The organism is Vibrio sp. IB15, assembly GCF_016406055.1.
GTDB lineage: Bacteria > Pseudomonadota > Gammaproteobacteria > Enterobacterales > Vibrionaceae > Vibrio > Vibrio chagasii.
Map to the genome: position 1 here is coordinate 13366 of NZ_JAEFCE010000018.1, position 15908 is coordinate 29273.

15 protein-coding genes are annotated in these 15908 nt (G+C 44.8%); 10 read left to right on the forward strand and 5 right to left on the reverse strand.

The window, feature by feature from the left end; all coding sequences use genetic code 11:
* Positions 1 to 111 precede the first annotated feature (111 nt).
* Entirely contained in the window at positions 112 to 1305 is a 1194-nt protein-coding gene (locus JC606_RS08965; protein WP_137406258.1) for an MFS transporter, read from the reverse strand.
* A 100-nt stretch (positions 1306 to 1405) separates the two neighbouring features.
* On the reverse strand, positions 1406 to 2155 hold the full coding sequence (locus JC606_RS08970; protein ID WP_137406257.1) for a helix-turn-helix domain-containing protein: 750 nt from the start codon (positions 2153 to 2155) through the stop codon (positions 1406 to 1408).
* A gap of 318 nt (positions 2156 to 2473) precedes the next feature.
* On the opposite strand from JC606_RS08970, the gene JC606_RS08975 reads away from it, so the two are divergent.
* From JC606_RS08975 to JC606_RS08990, 4 genes are all read left to right on the forward strand, one after another.
* A complete protein-coding gene (locus tag JC606_RS08975; protein ID WP_137406256.1) occupies positions 2474 to 3805 on the forward strand; it encodes an MFS transporter in 1332 nt (443 codons plus the stop codon).
* Positions 3806 to 3928: 123 nt separating this feature from the next.
* Positions 3929 to 4810, forward strand: a complete 882-nt coding sequence (locus JC606_RS08980; RefSeq protein WP_198778448.1) for a DMT family transporter — start codon at positions 3929 to 3931, stop codon at positions 4808 to 4810.
* A 232-nt stretch (positions 4811 to 5042) separates the two neighbouring features.
* Entirely contained in the window at positions 5043 to 5294 is a 252-nt protein-coding gene (locus JC606_RS08985) for a hypothetical protein (RefSeq protein WP_198778449.1), read from the forward strand.
* A gap of 190 nt (positions 5295 to 5484) precedes the next feature.
* Positions 5485 to 6474 (forward strand): zinc-dependent alcohol dehydrogenase family protein, encoded by a 990-nt coding sequence (locus JC606_RS08990; RefSeq protein WP_198778450.1) that lies wholly within the window; start codon positions 5485 to 5487, stop codon positions 6472 to 6474.
* 124 nt (positions 6475 to 6598) lie between these two features.
* Here JC606_RS08990 and JC606_RS08995 read toward each other — a convergent pair whose 3' ends face one another.
* From JC606_RS08995 to JC606_RS09005, 3 genes are all read right to left on the reverse strand, one after another.
* The gene (locus JC606_RS08995; protein ID WP_102425656.1) at positions 6599 to 7546 is read right to left on the reverse strand and encodes a FecCD family ABC transporter permease; all 948 of its coding nucleotides are present in this window, start codon (positions 7544 to 7546) and stop codon (positions 6599 to 6601) included.
* An 86-nt stretch (positions 7547 to 7632) separates the two neighbouring features.
* On the reverse strand, positions 7633 to 8595 hold the full coding sequence (locus JC606_RS09000) for an ABC transporter substrate-binding protein (protein WP_198778451.1): 963 nt from the start codon (positions 8593 to 8595) through the stop codon (positions 7633 to 7635).
* Entirely contained in the window at positions 8592 to 9386 is a 795-nt protein-coding gene (locus JC606_RS09005) for an ABC transporter ATP-binding protein (RefSeq protein ID WP_029225988.1), read from the reverse strand. The genes JC606_RS09000 and JC606_RS09005 overlap by 4 nt, the downstream gene beginning before the upstream one ends.
* 353 nt (positions 9387 to 9739) lie before the next feature.
* Here JC606_RS09005 and JC606_RS09010 point away from each other — a divergent pair, with 353 nt between their 5' ends.
* From JC606_RS09010 to JC606_RS09035, 6 genes are all read left to right on the forward strand, one after another.
* The gene (locus JC606_RS09010; protein ID WP_137406251.1) at positions 9740 to 10450 is read left to right on the forward strand and encodes an ABC transporter ATP-binding protein; all 711 of its coding nucleotides are present in this window, start codon (positions 9740 to 9742) and stop codon (positions 10448 to 10450) included.
* Positions 10437 to 12947, forward strand: a complete 2511-nt coding sequence (locus JC606_RS09015; RefSeq protein ID WP_137406250.1) for an ABC transporter permease — start codon at positions 10437 to 10439, stop codon at positions 12945 to 12947. The genes JC606_RS09010 and JC606_RS09015 overlap by 14 nt, the downstream gene beginning before the upstream one ends.
* Positions 12947 to 14077 carry a lipocalin-like domain-containing protein gene (locus JC606_RS09020; protein WP_198778452.1) on the forward strand — a complete coding sequence of 377 codons (1131 nt, stop codon included), beginning with the start codon at positions 12947 to 12949 and terminating at the stop codon, positions 14075 to 14077. The genes JC606_RS09015 and JC606_RS09020 overlap by 1 nt, the downstream gene beginning before the upstream one ends.
* Before the next feature lie 472 nt (positions 14078 to 14549).
* Positions 14550 to 14975: an RDD family protein gene (locus tag JC606_RS09025; RefSeq protein WP_198778453.1), complete on the forward strand. Its 426-nt coding sequence runs from the start codon at positions 14550 to 14552 to the stop codon at positions 14973 to 14975.
* An 18-nt stretch (positions 14976 to 14993) separates the two neighbouring features.
* A complete protein-coding gene (locus JC606_RS09030; protein WP_017107807.1) occupies positions 14994 to 15404 on the forward strand; it encodes a cytidine deaminase in 411 nt (136 codons plus the stop codon).
* Positions 15405 to 15515: 111 nt separating this feature from the next.
* Positions 15516 to 15893, forward strand: coding sequence for a nuclear transport factor 2 family protein (locus JC606_RS09035; RefSeq protein ID WP_198778454.1), 378 nt, complete (start codon positions 15516 to 15518; stop codon positions 15891 to 15893).
* Positions 15894 to 15908: the final 15 nt, after the last annotated feature.

A 15908-nucleotide genomic window follows, 5' to 3' on the forward strand; every position in this document is an offset into this window, starting at 1 on the left:
CATCAATAGTTAATCAAAAATCCCCTCAGAAGTTTATTTTGAGGGGATTTTTTGTGGGTACAATTAGGTGGTCACATTACCAATTCAATCAGTTATCTAACTCGAACTTGGTTAAGCGACCGGTACTTCATACGTTTTTCGCTGGCACATGTACATAGTAATAATTGCAACGCAGCTAATCAGAGACAATAACCAGCAGCTCAAAACCATCACCTCGTGAGTTGCTGGAACGAGGGATAAACAAAACGTAAAACCAAATGCTCCAATCATCTGAAGAGCACCGTAGATAGCACCAACCTGCCCCTTGTGATTAGGAAACAGATACAATGCCGAAACACCTGCTATTGCTAATAAGAATGCGGAACCAAAAGCCATCACCGCGAACCCAAATAACATTATTGAATAGCTATGCAGCAAAAGGCTTAATGTTATGACAACGCTACCCAAAACCTGAATCAGACCACCATAGACTAGAGTCATATTTTCGCTGATACGATGTTTCAGAAACTGGTTCCAAATTAATCTGGATACTACGCTACTCACTATCAAAACCATTGATCCTACGCCATAATCCGCGGCCGTTAGATCAAACTGATTCTGAGCAACAAAAGAACCCGTTACTTGGAAAAGCAATAGGCAACTTGTCCCGCTAAACATCATTGCCAAATAACACAGAAACGTTACGTTTGATGTGATGAAAGCATAGTCTCTTAGTATCTGTTTAGGCTTAATGGCATCTGGATTCTTGTGACTGATCGTTTCGCGTTTCATGACTGAAATAATCAACAGCGTTGCAGTCGATAAACATGCCATGAAGACAAAATTACCTTGCCAACCAAAGTGCTGAGTCAGATATCCCCCCAAAATGAGCGTTAGACCAGGTAGGCTCATAAATAGAATCCCATACCAAGCAAGTATCCCCATGAGTTCAGACTTGCTGAATGCGTCTTGAAGGATAGTGCGGCAAAGTAGATAAAGGCCACCAACACCTAAGCCTTGGATTACCCTGCCCAGTAATAGAACATTTATGCTGTCAGCCATAAGAGATGTCATCGAACCAATCACAAAGATCACAGATGAAAGAACAGCGACGGGCTTTCGTCCATACCGCTCGGACAACGGTCCGCAAATTAGCTGACTGCATGCTAAAGCGATAAAAAACAGGCTCAAAGTCTGCTGTACTAACGCCTCTGATGTACGCAGTTCACTTTGTATATCTGGAAAGCTTGGCGTATACATACTCGACGCAAAAAAATAGCTCGATGCCATTAAGATGCTGATAAATACAATAGTTATTTTAGACACTCGATTTCCCATAAACGTTAAGAACAGAGCATCATGTTAAAAAGATCCTCAAACTAAGTTTTTGGGTGAAGCGCCACGATGTTTACAATTTACGCCAAGTTTAATTCTGGGGTGCTTTTTTCTGATGTTCTTTAAATGCAGTAGAGAAAGCAGATAGGCTTGAGTACTCAAGTTCGAATGCAATTTCAGTAGCACTAATCCCTTTTGCCATCATTTTCTCAGCACGCTCCATCACTACTTTTTGGCGAATCTCCCTGAAAGATGCTTTGAAACTAGTCAAAAAAAGTCGGTTTAAAGTACGTACAGAAGCCCCTGTTTGTTTAGACAAGTCTGAGATAGATAACTTAATACTCGGCTTATTTGATAATGCATCAATTACCGGTAGCAGCCTTCTGTCCATACCTTCCTTTGCAATTAACGGATTGTCGACTGCCTTACAGAGGGTGCATTGATCCATGAGAACCTGAATATAATGGGGCTCAAGCTTTGGCTCCGGCCCACCATTTTCCCATAAGCTGAAAAGTTGAGTAACGATGGGAGAAATATCCAAGATACATATTTCGGTGAGTTCAGGGATTGAACCTAGTGGTAGGCGAAGTAAGGAGACCTGTGACTGCTTTAAGGCATCCGCACGATGTGGTACGCCAGCTGGAATGTAAATTAAAGAGCCGGGCATAGAGAGCAAACTATCCTTGTCAGTAGAGATAATTTGGCAACCTTGATGTATAAAAACTAAGTGAGAGTAATCATGGCTGTGAACCTCACTCGAATAATGAGATTCATAATGTTTAACCATCACCTGATGATCATCCAAATTAATTATCTCCCCCAGCCTTTCGTTATGATGCATCCAAGTACCACTCCTATTTTTAATCGGCATCCCATTCATATTCTCAAGTCATCGATCAATCGAGTCTGGTTCTCTGACACTACCTCTGATAAACGCGGAATTATTTATATCTTACGACAACTCTTATCGATGACACGACAATAAGTCGGAACAATGCTAGTCCCCTAGTCGCTATACTTCATAAAGGAACATATAAGCCCCGCACCAGCTCAATGCTCTCTAACTAGGTCAGACGTCGATCATTTTTGAACAATTTCATGATTTAAAAGGAGAAAAGAGTTATACATAATAATGTGTTATTTAATCGACTAATTCATCATGACGCTCAAAGAAATCCTAAAAATTCCCAATGTTCGCTACTTCCTAATGTTTCGAAGCAGCTACTTTGCGCGTTTTTATTACCCAGTATTCACTCTACTCTACTTAGATTACGGCCTAACCCTTTCGCAATTTGCCATGCTTAACGTAGTGTGGGCGGCGACCATCGTACTTGCTGAAGTCCCATCTGGAGCATTTGCCGACACCTTGGGTCGTAAGAAGCTAGTGGTGCTCTCGTCCCTTGTGATGTTTGTTGAAATCGCCATGATAGCCTTAGTACCGACTGAAAATCCAAACTTAGTGTTCATGGTCTTTTTGGTCAACCGGATACTCAGCGGGTTAGCCATGGCATTAGCAAGCGGTGCTGATGAAGCACTGGCGTATGACACTTTAAAAGAACAAGGCAATGAGGAGCTATGGCCTCGTGTGTTACAGATCCAGCTTCGTATCGCCTCAAGCGTCGGCATCTTTGTCACCTTGATCGGTGCGGCGATGTACGACGTGAATTTCATGGCGAACATCTTTCATTTCCTTGGATTAGCCGAGCCTGAAAGCACCAAAGACCTGATGCGTATTCCTGTACTTGCCACGCTATTGGTCGCGCTACTCGCGATTTATGCTGCAGTAAACATGCGTGAAGAAAAGAGAGTGATGCCGAATGGTCAAACGAAGTTAGCCACGACCATCGCCAGCCTCAAGTTAACCGCTGATACAGGTAAGTGGGTGCTCGCTACGCCCTACGTGCTTTTCATACTGCTCTACTACAGCCTGTTCGAACACACATCGCGCATGTTCCTCACTATGAACAGCCAATACTATCTTGCCATCGATATTCCAATTATTTACTTCGGTTTTATTGGCGCGGGAATCAGTCTATTAAAAATCATTTTGGCAGGCCAAAGCCGCAGACTGGCAGAAAGTATCGAGCCGAAAACCTTTATTATCGTCATGGGCTTAGCAAGTATCGCTACCTACTATTGGATCAGTTTGGGTTGGTCAATCTATGGGGTAATTCCTGCACTGGTGCTTATCTTTATCATCATGACGATGAACATTTTTATCAGTTACCACCTGAACAAAAAGACCGAGTCGCATAACCGCGCCACCGTTCTTAGCTTCAAAGGTTTGATGTTTAACCTCGGTTATGGGCTGATCGGTATTTTGTATGCTTACTACTACAAATTGGTTTCTAACAATTACTCCGAGCAAGAGATAGAGCAAAACCTCGCGTTCTTGGCGTCGCTATCTTCGTTCTGCTATTACTTCGCCTTTCTGTTCGTAATAATCAGCGGGTGGTTCTACTTCAAAAACAAGAAGGCACCGATCTTTTAAATTTCAGTGCCATGCCAAATCGGGGCAAAGGTGAAGCTCTGCTCATAAAAAGACCGCTTTCACTTCTCAGCAGGTAATTTTTTGTTAACATAATCATTAAATTACCTCACACACGGAAGCGCAATGTCTTTTAGTTGGATCGCCTTTACCCTGCTTGCTGCCTTTAGCCAATCTTGGCGTAATGCCTTTCAAAGCAAATTAAGTGGCACCATGAGCGTGGCAGGTGTGACGCTAGCAAGATTTATATGGGCAGGTCCGATCGCACTGCTCTACCTCTACGCTTTGTATCAATGGCAGCCAGTCTCCGCGCCCAATTTTTCCAGTGAGTTTATTTTCTATATCGTTGCCGCAGCAATCATGCAGATCCTCGCGACCGGCTTGATGGTGATGCTATTTAAGCTCGAAAACTACGCCATAGGTGCAGGGCTTGCCAAATGTGAAGCTCCTGTTTCTGCTGTACTTTCCGTGTTGTTTTTTGGTACGGCGTTGACTGTTACAGGTTGGATAGGCGTATTGATCGGCACATTGGGCGTGCTCATCATGAGTAGCGCTTCTGATTGGCGAAGCCTCTCTCCTAAAGTCTTTTGCTTGGGTATGGCATGTAGCACCGCCTTTGCCTTGACCTCGCTTTGGGTACGTGAAGCGAGCCTAAGTATTGGACAGCCCTTCCCTCATAGCGCTGCTTGGGTGCTGTTTTTGGTCATTAGCCTACAGACATTAATTATCTGCACGTTTCTCCTGATTAAAGAGCCAGATACATTACGCCTGATATTCAAAAAATCAAAACTGGTTGTGATGACAAGTTTAGCGAGTGTGATTGGTTCTCTTGGCTGGTTTAGCGCGATGTCTCTTCAAGCCGTGCCATACGTGAAAACATTAGGCCAAGTCGAAGTGGTCTTTATGGTATTAATCTCCTACTTCTGGTTAGGGCAGAGCATTGCCCGCAAAGACATCCTTGCGCTGATATTGCTTTCCGTCGCTGCAATCCTTGTGATGTGGCAATAGAGGCTATTGTTGCAATAGAAAGCTTCGTGGTAATCAAGAGTTATGTGCTAATAAAGAGCTGCGTGGCAATAAACAGTAAGGTTTATGCCCACTTTTCAGTTACTCTCTCCAAACCTTTACGCCGTCTAAAAATCATACGATGGCGTAAAATGATAAGAACCACCTTCCCATAACTTTTATAGTGCGCCTATCAGCTATCCACATATAACTTTAGCCAATAGGAAAACAATCTATGAAAACATTTGTTCAAATCACTCTAGCCACGATCCTTGCGACAACGTCAATGATGACACTGGCAGAAACAACAAACGGCGCTCACTCTCAAGCCGAAGCTACAACCGTAAAACATGAATCGATGACAGTAACGCTTAGCGATAAACACTTTGCGGCTACGGCAACTACAGTCAATGCAATAAGTACTACAAAGACAGCCACACAAGCGTCAAACAACAAAACAAAGTCAGCACAAGGATCCGACATATAGTCTCAAAATCAGTGACACGAAAATGAGTTACTTGGTTGAACAGCACCAGTCTGGCATTATGAAACAGCATTGATGGGCATAACTTACCAGTTCCCACCAATGCATATCCTATTGCCAACACCAGACTGCTTGTGAACGCGCTATCTAGAAAGCGAATACGTTCACTTAACCCAACTTAAGTAATCGACTCATGACAGATACCAAAAGAAACACCCGAATTAGCCAATTCCGATTCGGGCAGCCGAAAGAATCTCTCAAGATCGAGCATGTCACTTTAGGGGCACTCGATATAGATAAGGTTCGAGTACAAATTGAAGCGACCAACATCAACCCTAGTGACCTATTGTCGATTTACGGTGTTGGGCAATACAAACACAGCCACCAGCCGCCCAGAGTGCCAGGGTTTGAAGCAGTAGGTACGGTTGTAGAGTCTAGCCACTCTGAGTTTACTGTGGGCCAGCGAGTGCTCGTGGCAACAAGTGGAACATGGCAGAAATACGTCGATGTTTCACCTGACAATCTTTTCCACCTGCCTCAACATCTAGATAACGGATACGCGTGTCAGTTGTACATTAATGCACTCACCGCATGGATACTGACAACTGAAGTAGCAAAGTTGACCCAAGAAGATGTATTAATCATCAACGCTGGCAGTTCAGCCATTGGTAAAATTTTCTCCCAACTATCACAATCGCTTGGCTTTCAAACCATTGTTGTAACGTCACAACCCAAACGCGCTCTTACGACTTCAAAGCATGTGTTGGATACCAAAAATGACTTGGTTGCACAAATCAGGCAACTTGGCCTACCTCAACCAACTGTTGCTTTTGATGCGATTGGCGGGTCACCCGGAACAGATCTCATTCATACACTGGGCAGACAAGGGCGCTGTATCAACTATGGCACGCTGTCTCTGGATTTTTATGAGCCACGCTTCTTCGAATACGCAAAAGATCACGCTATCGATTTCAGCACCTTCTTCTTGAGGTATTGGGAAGAAGCTGAAGGTAAAAAAGTACGCCGTGACAAATTCGAGTCCATGCTCGATCACTTCATCGAGAGCGAGATTCAACTCGAAGTCGACCGTTATTTTCCTCTCGAACAAATTCAGACAGCCATTGATCTTATTGAATCAAAAACTACACGATTAGATGGCAAGATCATCTTGCTGCCTGCTTAAGTTGAAGAGATTTAGGAATGCACTTTCAACCACCAGAGTGATGGTCGAAAGTGCCAGTGTGAAAATAGTGGTTAGAATTCCATAGGCTCTATGGTTAGTGAATTTTCCAGATTAAACCAACAAGCTACTTGCGCCAGACAAGATACAAAACAAACAACCCACCCAACGCCGCAGTTACAATCCCGACAGGAAGTTCTTGTGGTGCCAATATCGTCCTACTTACCACATCCCCAAAAAGCAAAAGCACCGCCCCCCAAAGTGCGATCAAAGGAATGGCTCGTTTATGGGTTACCCCAGAAAACGGTCGAACAAGATGAGGGACCATCAAACCAATGAAGCCAACCACGCCTGTCATTGCCACGATCGATGCGGTGCAAAACGCACAGCAGAGAAAAATCTCACTTTGTAGGCGATGAACGTTGATGCCCAATGAGCTAGTCGTTTGCTCACTCACTAATAAAGTGTCGAGTTCGCGATAACGCTTAACCACTAAGGCAACCAGACACAGCACACCCACCAGCGCAAAAATCAAGTTATCCCAACGAGCAAGCCCAAGACCTCCCATCGTCCAGAACAAAATTGAGCTCGCCGCTCTTTGATCGCCGGAATAGATTAAAAAGCTGGTGATTGCTCCAAATAAGAATGAAATCGCCAAACCACACAAGATCAGGTTGTCGTTACCCTTTTTCTTCTGCATAGAGAACAGAATCAAAACTGCTGTGGCTGAAACAATACCTCCTGAGAACGCCGCCACCGGCAATGACCAAATGCCCAAGGCATCACCCAATTGAGTGATCACCAATACTGCACCAGCAGACGCACCTGATGACAAGCCAAACAGAAATGGATCCGCTAAGTCATTGCGTGTCGACGTCTGGAGTAAGGCTCCTACCATCGCCAGCCCCGCACCAGCAATAACAGCTAATAACGCCCTAGGTAACCTAAGGTCGAACAGTATTCTGCTTGTCATATCAGGGCTTGGATCATTAAAAGAGATCAATCCAACCATCACCTCTTTAAAAGAAAGAGGGACAGAGCCAAATTGTAAGCTCATCATAAAGGCGAGCAGCATTGCGCCGATACCCATCAACCAAACTGCTCGATATTTATCAAATAAAATCAAAAGACTACTACTCTTTTCGATAATAACCTTGCCTGCTATTCAGAAACAAACGCGGCTGCAAGTTTCTCAATAGCATCTATATTGGCTGGCCCAGGAGTTAGCTGCTCATAACGCAATTTGACATAGCGACCAGCAGTCACCGCATTGGTGTATTTCATTAACGGATGAGCTTCTAGAAAACGTTGCAACGAACCGGCGCCACTTGCAGTTTGGTAGTCGAGAAGAATGATGACATCCGGGTTGGCGCTAGCCACATTTTCCCAAGAAGTTCGTGCCCAGCTTGCTTCCATATCACCTGTAATATTTTGTCCACCGGCTGCTTCAATCATTGCATTAGGTATTCCGTACTTACCTGAAGTAAAAGGCTTGTCTTCACCGGAATCAAACAGAAAGACTTTGGGACTAGGTTTTCCTGACGCTTTTTGTTGTTCAGCGACTTTTGCAATTCTCTCTTTCCAACTGTTCACTAAAGCTTCGGCCTCTGACTGTTTATCGAAAATAACGCCTAGCTTTTCCATATCATCATAAAGCAGGTCCATGGTAGCGCCTTGCTTTTGGCTCTGAGTATGAATACAGCTTTCCGACAACACTAAGGTTTCGATTCCATAGGGTTTCAGTGTTTGAGGCGTCACTTCTCCCCCTACTTTCATCCCGTAATTCCAGCCAGCAAAAAAGAAATCGGCATCCAAGGCAATCAATGTTTCTAATGACGGGTACTTAGGGGAAAGCTCTGGAATATCGCCTAAACGTTGTTTGAATGAACCAGACATCTTGTACCAACCAGTAATGCCCGTCACACCCACCAAATCCTCCTGAAGGCCAAGAGCAAATGCCATATCAGCCATGTTTATGTCATGCACGACCGCACGCGAAGGGTGCTTCTTAATCGTTAGTGGGCTTCCGCAATTATCTACCGTAACGGGGTATTGAGTGCTTGTTGCATGGGCAATAGATAAAGGTAAAAGACACAAAAGGCTAGAAATTACAGGCCACTTCATTGGGCTGCTCCTATTAGAGATAAATTAGAGTGATTGGATGCAGCTTCAAAGTGATGGATGGTGCTGCACATATTGGGGTGATTGAACGACAAAACGCGCAATCCAAAAACGGGCACCATATAGCGGTCTTGAATGACCGTATCTGGCGATGCAAATGTGACCATTTTTTGGCCAGACATCAGAAGAACTTTATCGGCAAATGGGGCGACTAAGGGCAGATCATGCAGCACAACAACTGATGCAATGCCGCGTTGTTTAATAAGGCTCAGAAGTTCAAGACGAGCCAGAGGATCAAGGTGGTTAGTCGGCTCGTCTAGCAATAAAAGCCTAGGCTCTTGTGCAAATGCTCGTGCAATACTTGCACGTTGTTGTTCACCACCCGATAACTCACCAAAGCTATGTTGGCTTTTATGCAATAGCCCAACATCTTCCATTGCCTGTTTGACTGCTCGCTTGTGCTCTTTCGCACTGCAGCAGAAAGTGTGCGGCGTACGCCCCAAGCCAACGTATTCAGAGACACTCAAACGGGGATCCACATGCTCATGTTGCGTAACCACCGCGACCTTTTTCGCTACCTGCTGCCTTGCTAGACTTTCAAGTTCGATACCAGACAACAACATCTCACCGGCAACGGCTTTGTACTCGCCTGTAATTCCTTTTAGTAAGCTAGACTTTCCACTTCCATTCGGCCCAATGATGGCAATACACTCCCCATCATTCACGTCAAATGTCACATCCGAGACCGCCCTCCAGTTTGCTAAACCATTGGCGCAGAGCCCCTTCACTGACAATACAGGTTTATTCAATTTCCCCACCGAGTATCAAAAAATAACTTTCGATTATGTTATAACATAACAATAAATTAAAAATATAGTTATTAATAAATAATCTTAGAAGGTGCCAATCAACGCGAGAAACCCCGAGTACCCTAACCGAGCCTAGAGAATAACAACCTATTTAGGGGGTACTTATCCAGCTACCAACTGATCCATTCCTTCAACAATCAAGTACAAGTTACTAATAATTCGATATAAATCGCTCTAATCTCTGAAATTGTCGTCTACAGTTTGAGAGAGTCTATCGTGAGATTAATCGCCAACACATAACACCTTTGGCAATCGCTTTTTGATTACAAGGAGAGGAAATGGAAAGCCCAGTTGTCACACTGCAACAGGCCAGTAAGAGCTTTATTGATGGCAAAGAGAGCCATCAAGTACTGGACAATATCGACTTCAATCTAGGGACTGGTGTCAGCGTTGCTTTGACTGGGTCAAGCGGCAGTGGCAAGAGTACTCTACTCAATCTAATTGCGGGCTTTGAACCTCTTTCAGAAGGCGAGTTATGGCTCGATGGTGAAAATACCTCAGCTTGGAAAGACCAACACTGGAGTCGTTTCCGCCACCAAAAGCTCGGCGTTATTTTTCAGCAGTTCAACCTGCTCACCCCACTCAACGTAAAACAAAACATCGCCTTTCCATTGCATTTAAACCAACAGAAATGGGGAGCTTGGTGTGATTACTTAGTCGAAGCATTAGGTATCAGTAAACTACTTAATAGACACGTATCAGCCCTATCTGGTGGACAACAACAGCGTGTCGCTATCGCTCGAGCGCTGGCTCATAAACCTAAACTTTTGCTTGCAGATGAGCCCACAGGCAACCTAGATCATAAAGCAGGGTTGGAGGTGATGAGATTACTAAGTGAGATCACAACACAAGGCAACACCGCTGTATTATTGGTGACGCACAGCCCTGAATGCGCCGATTTTATGCAGAGGCAGCTGGTCTTGGACAATGGAAGTCTCAAGCATATAGGCCAAAATCAAGCCAGTGAGATGACTCATGCTCAAGGCTAATGCTACTAACGCGCCTGCTCACTTAAAGGTTGCGCACACCAAACTCACGCTAAACCTATTCGCGGCGCACTATCGTCAGTCACCATTGCAAGCCGCGGCGATCTTGATTGGCATTGTGCTAGCGGTCACCTTGTTTGTCGCGGTACAAGCCATCAACTTGAATGCCAAACGCAGCTATGCAGAATCCACCGAACAACTGAGCGCTCAGGCTCAGAACCTAATCATTCCACCAGCAGGACAAAACTACCTACCTGAGTCGCTCTACTTCAAGCTAAGACAAAACGGACTCAGCGCGGTACTACCTGTGATTGAAGGGCGTGTGAGAGACGAGCAAGGACGTCGTTGGTCAATCCAAGGTAGTGAGCTCATCGCCGCTCTCACATCAAGATTTCGCTACTCCGAAGGGAACGAACAAAGCATATCTCTTTTTGATAATGCACTTCCCCTACCTCAACTCTTAGCAGGCAAGCCCATAGTAATGATGAGCCAGTCGCAGCATCAAAGCTTAGACGAAGTGGAAACGCTGATCCTCGATGACATCGTTACCCAAGTGGTTGTGCTGCCTGATGAGTGGCAACTGGGGAGTCGAATGCTGATGGACATAGGATTCGCTCAACAACTGCTCAACAAACAAGGTCAACTGAGCTATATCGCCGTTTTTAATGTCGAGAACCAACCACAAGATAACTGGCAGAGTCTCATCGCAGAACAAGGGCAATGGATCACTAACAACCAAAGTACCGATCTCGGCTCAATTACCGACAGCTTTCACCTCAACTTAACTGCCATGAGCTTACTCGCGTTCTTGGTAGGTTTGTTTATCGCTTATAACGGTGTGAAATACAGTTTACTGAAACGTAATCGACTACTGGTTCAAATTCAGCAAGCCGGTGTGGCACCAAGCATGGTATTTTCAGCTTTGCTTATTGAGCTTACCGTTCTGGTCACCCTAGGAGCTGCACTCGGTTTCATTTTGGGTATTCAATTAAGCCACTGGCTCCATCCTACCGTGGCGATCACGCTGGAGCAACTTTACGGAGCAACACTTCTGCCTGGCACATGGCAGTGGTCATGGTTAATTCAGGCCTTATTGCTCACCTTAGCCGCCACACTTGTTGCCTGCTGGCAGCACTTTAAACAACGCATTCACCAACCGCTCTCCTCTCATGGTGGCTTTTATCAAGCGCCAGAGGCTTCAAACGAAAACCAACTGTTTATTATTGGAACAACACTCACGGGTATCGCATTAGCTGGCTTGTGGCTTAGCGAACATCACCGCCTCACCATGGCGTGGCTTGGTGTATTAGTGGTATCTATTCCTTTGTATCTGCCTAAAACGCTCAGCGTATTAGCAAAGTGGAGTGAACAGCGCACTCAGTCGGGGTTGATGCAGTACCTGTTTGCTGAGTTGCGAGAGCTCATATCTTCACTTTCCCTTGCCATGATGGCGCTGCTGCTTGCTGTAACGGCTAATATGGGAATGAATACCTTAGTAGGCAGCTTTGAATCGACTCTAAAGCAATGGTTAGAACAGCGGCTGCATGCCGACATTTACGTGAGCCCGGCTCAAGGCGAAATCGCCAACGTAGAACGAGCATTAGAGCAGTTTGAGAACGTTGAAACCGTTTATAAGCAATATTATGTCGACGATAACTTACAAGGTTTGCCCACGTTACTCGGTACCAAAGACAAAGATACATTAGCGCAAACCATGGTATTCCAATCGCAGCTAGATAACTTTTGGCAGCGCTTTCACCAAGGTGAACTGGTTGCGATAAGCGAACCCACGGCGGTGAAGCTTGGTTTGTCTTTGAACAGCAAACTTAAGCTCGACTCTATTCCAAACAAGTCACTAGTCGTCGGTGCGATTTTCCACGACTACGGCTCACCCAATGGCGAGGTATTGCTTGCCCCTAATTTATGGCTTGAAAGCGGTTTTACTAACTTGCCGACTAGCCTAGGGGTTAAAGTCTCTGGTGACCAACAACAAGTCTACGAACAGCTGCGCCAGCAATTGAACTTGCACCCAAGTCAGCTCTACGATCAAGCGCAGATCAAATCCCTCGCTTTAGATATCTTTTCACAAACCTTCGCCATTACACGCGCACTAAATGGCGTCACCTTGATGGTTGCCGTCATTGGCCTGTTCTGTGCGTGTTTCATGCTGCTCGATGCTCGTAAGGCCGCTATCGCACGGTTGTATGCACTTGGCATAAGCCGCAAAAAGTTAATGGCGATGGTTCTCGGGCAAATCGTTGTGCTTGTGACCTTTACTTTGGTTATCGCCATCCCACTTGGTGCGATGGTTGGCTACGTACTAACAGACATCGTCACCCTTCGCGCCTTCGGTTGGAGCTTAAATTATCAGTGGAATTGGAGTGATACGCTCAGTATTTCCTTCATCACAATTATTGTGGCTGTGATTGCAACACTCATTCCTCTATGGCGCTTGGTCAGTAAGCCTGTGGTGTCTAGTTTGCAAAGTGAGGTGTTGTAATGAACATTGGCTTGAAAAGTAAGTTAATCAGACTATCTGCTCTCTCACTGGGTCTGCTATCTCTATGGGGTTGTGACAAGGTCGATCCGAATTCCGCTCAAGACATGGGATCAATACTCGGCGGGAACAGCGAACAGCAGAGTGATCAATTCAGTCCCGTCATTAAAGGCGTTGAACTCACCTTCCCTGAAGACCATCAAACACACCCGAGTTTCCGTCATGAGTGGTGGTACCTAACAGCCAACCTCATCGATGAGGACGGCAACACACTAGGCGTACAATGGACACAGTTCCGCTTTGCCGCAGCTCCAGAAAACAGCGCCGAACAAAACAAGTTAACCGCATGGCAAAGCCAGCAGATCTACATGGCACACAGTGCCGTTACCACCGAAGACAAACACTACGCCGATGAAAAATGGTCGCGCGATCAAGCTGAACTGGCAGGCGTAAACACATCACCATTTCGCGTCTATCTTGATGATTGGCAATGGACATCTTCTACTGATGACTTGTTCCCTGCCACATTGAATGCTAACTCAGAGCAGTTTGGCTACTCGTTAACACTGACTAGCGACGCTCCCTACCAAAAACAAGGAGAGCAAGGCTACAGCACCAAAAGCGGTGACGGAAAAGTCGCATCCTACTACTACAGCCAGCCATTCATCGATGTATCAGGCGACGTGACGATTGATGGCGTGACACATCAGGTTTCAGGCAAAGGTTGGATAGATAGAGAGTGGAGCTCGCAGTTCTTACTCGATTCACAACAAGGCTGGGATTGGTTTGCACTGAGACTCAGTGATGAAACGAGCCTAGTCGTATTCCAACTGCGAAACTCAGCAACAGGCGAAGCCAGCTATGCTCACGCAAGGCTGATGCAGCAAAATGGTTCTGGCACTGCCATTTCACAGCAAGACATTACTCTCACTGTAACCAAACAAACAGTAATTGATGGGCGCGATTATCCAACAGATTGGCTGGTTTCAATTCCAAGCCAGCAAATAGAACTGACAGTCTCGGCACTCAACCCAAAAGCAAAAATGTCACTATCGGTTCCCTATTGGGAGGGTCCAATCTCAATTAAAGGAACACACTCAGGTACAGGCTATATGGAGTTGACTGGGTATTAGGTGTGTCTGAGCAATCATAAAGCAATGACAATAAAAAGACATAAATTAACCAGCCACCTATTCAAATCGAACGATCTTGTCACAGCGTAAAGTCATATTCACTACAACATCAAAAAATTAAATACAACCAAGTCAATAAGTAAATGCGCACCTAAAAACGCAACCATTCAATAGTGAGATTCCGTTTTGTGAAGCGATCATGCATCGACGTCTGTTTAATAAATACTAACAAGTATAAGTTTTAGATATATTACCAAGAGTAAAAACAACAAAAGCTAATAGCTTAATATTTGGCTACGCGGTTCATTCTTTACAGGCAACACCATCACGATTTTCAGGATCATCATCCAAATTAATTGCCCCTGTATGTTAGAGAGTATCCGTCCAAGGAGGTCACAGCGCACTCAAACATAGCTAGGTGGACCTGACATTATCAAGCAACTCAAATATCCAATTCATATAAAGGGAAAAAGTGAAAAACAATAGTGACAGTGTAATTACAGCGCATAAGCTAGCAAGCCCAGGGCGTCGTTATGTAGGGGAGCTCATCGATACTTTAATTAGTGCTATCATATTCATGCTTTTTCTTTCGTTAGGTAATTCAATCGGCTTATCTCAAGATATAACAGGTTGGTCAGCGAGCTTGATAGCAGCTTCGTACTTCCTACTTTCTGATGGTTTACCGAGAGGTCAAAGTATTGGCAAGAAACTACTGGGAATTTCGGTTATAGATTCGGTTACAGGAGAAAGTTGTAGCTTAACACAATCACTCTTTCGCAATTTGCTATCACCATTGCTTGGCATTATCGACGCATTTTTTATTCTTAGTAAAAAGAGACAGAGAATCGGTGACAAGTTGGCGAAACGGTCGTCATCGTTAACTAGCTACAAACAATGACCGCTCGAAGAGGATACTATGGAACAAGAAGAACAGGGGTTATATCACGCTGCCGTTGAACTGATTAAAAAACGGTATCCACGAGGCTGGGGTGGCGCTGCGGCTGTAAGAACGGAAACAGGCAAAATTTTAACCAGTATTGCTCCCGATACGAAAAATGATGCACTTTCTCTTTGTATGGAGGTCGGCGCCTTTCTGGAAGCGCATAAATTGAACGAAAAAGTCACGCACTCTCTGTGTATCTGTCGAGAAGACGAGAGTAGTGAGTTTTTGGTGCTATCTCCTTGTGGAGTCTGCCAAGAAAGACTGGTTCATTGGGGAGGCGACGTTAAAGCAGCTATCTCAACAAAAGAGAATAAGCTGGTGTTCAAAACTATCCGTGAATTAATGCCACACCACTGGTCGTTAGTAAATGGAACCACTCTATAGCAAAACGCTTATAAACAAGCCTCGTAGCCCACTAAGCACTCTATGCAATGCTTCTAGGGATGATACGTAATATGATCACGGGGAATTTGAAATCTACGCTAGGGAGCTCAATTGGAAATTTTGATTCGGCAAGAAATCGAGCTTCATCAATATGAAGTTCGACAAAAAAATAATGATATTAGGCGTTTAATCCATCCCGATTTTACCGAAGTCGGTCGCAGTGGCGATAGCTATGACTTTATGTCTATCGTCAAAATGATGAGAGCAGAGGAACCTTCCACCTCAAAAATTCACTCACAAAACTACGAATGCCTTTTACTAAGCCCTTCGGTACACTTACTAAAATATCAGACTGCTTTGGTAAGTGAACTTGGTGATGTGAGTAACTATGCCAAACGTTGCTCTATATGGGTTTTGACTGAGGCTGGTTGGCAGCTTAAATATCACCAAGGCACACCATGTTTACCTTTCGAGCTAACCTACAGTTAAGACATCGCATCTTAA

What these genes read in the sequence shown, in the direction of transcription:
- JC606_RS08985 (WP_198778449.1), top strand. Translation starts at nt 5,043, where the DNA reads ATGAAAACATTTGTTCAAATCACTCTAGCCACGATCCTTGCGACAACG.
- JC606_RS09000 (WP_198778451.1), bottom strand. Translation starts at nt 8,595, where the DNA reads ATGAAGTGGCCTGTAATTTCTAGCCTTTTGTGTCTTTTACCTTTATCT.
- JC606_RS08990 (WP_198778450.1), top strand. Translation starts at nt 5,485, where the DNA reads ATGACAGATACCAAAAGAAACACCCGAATTAGCCAATTCCGATTCGGG.
- JC606_RS09015 (WP_137406250.1), top strand. Translation starts at nt 10,437, where the DNA reads ATGCTCAAGGCTAATGCTACTAACGCGCCTGCTCACTTAAAGGTTGCG.
- JC606_RS09010 (WP_137406251.1), top strand. Translation starts at nt 9,740, where the DNA reads ATGGAAAGCCCAGTTGTCACACTGCAACAGGCCAGTAAGAGCTTTATT.
- JC606_RS08975 (WP_137406256.1), top strand. Translation starts at nt 2,474, where the DNA reads ATGACGCTCAAAGAAATCCTAAAAATTCCCAATGTTCGCTACTTCCTA.
- JC606_RS09030 (WP_017107807.1), top strand. Translation starts at nt 14,994, where the DNA reads ATGGAACAAGAAGAACAGGGGTTATATCACGCTGCCGTTGAACTGATT.
- JC606_RS08995 (WP_102425656.1), bottom strand. Translation starts at nt 7,546, where the DNA reads ATGCTGCTCGCCTTTATGATGAGCTTACAATTTGGCTCTGTCCCTCTT.
- JC606_RS08980 (WP_198778448.1), top strand. Translation starts at nt 3,929, where the DNA reads ATGTCTTTTAGTTGGATCGCCTTTACCCTGCTTGCTGCCTTTAGCCAA.
- JC606_RS08970 (WP_137406257.1), bottom strand. Translation starts at nt 2,155, where the DNA reads ATGCATCATAACGAAAGGCTGGGGGAGATAATTAATTTGGATGATCAT.
- JC606_RS09020 (WP_198778452.1), top strand. Translation starts at nt 12,947, where the DNA reads ATGAACATTGGCTTGAAAAGTAAGTTAATCAGACTATCTGCTCTCTCA.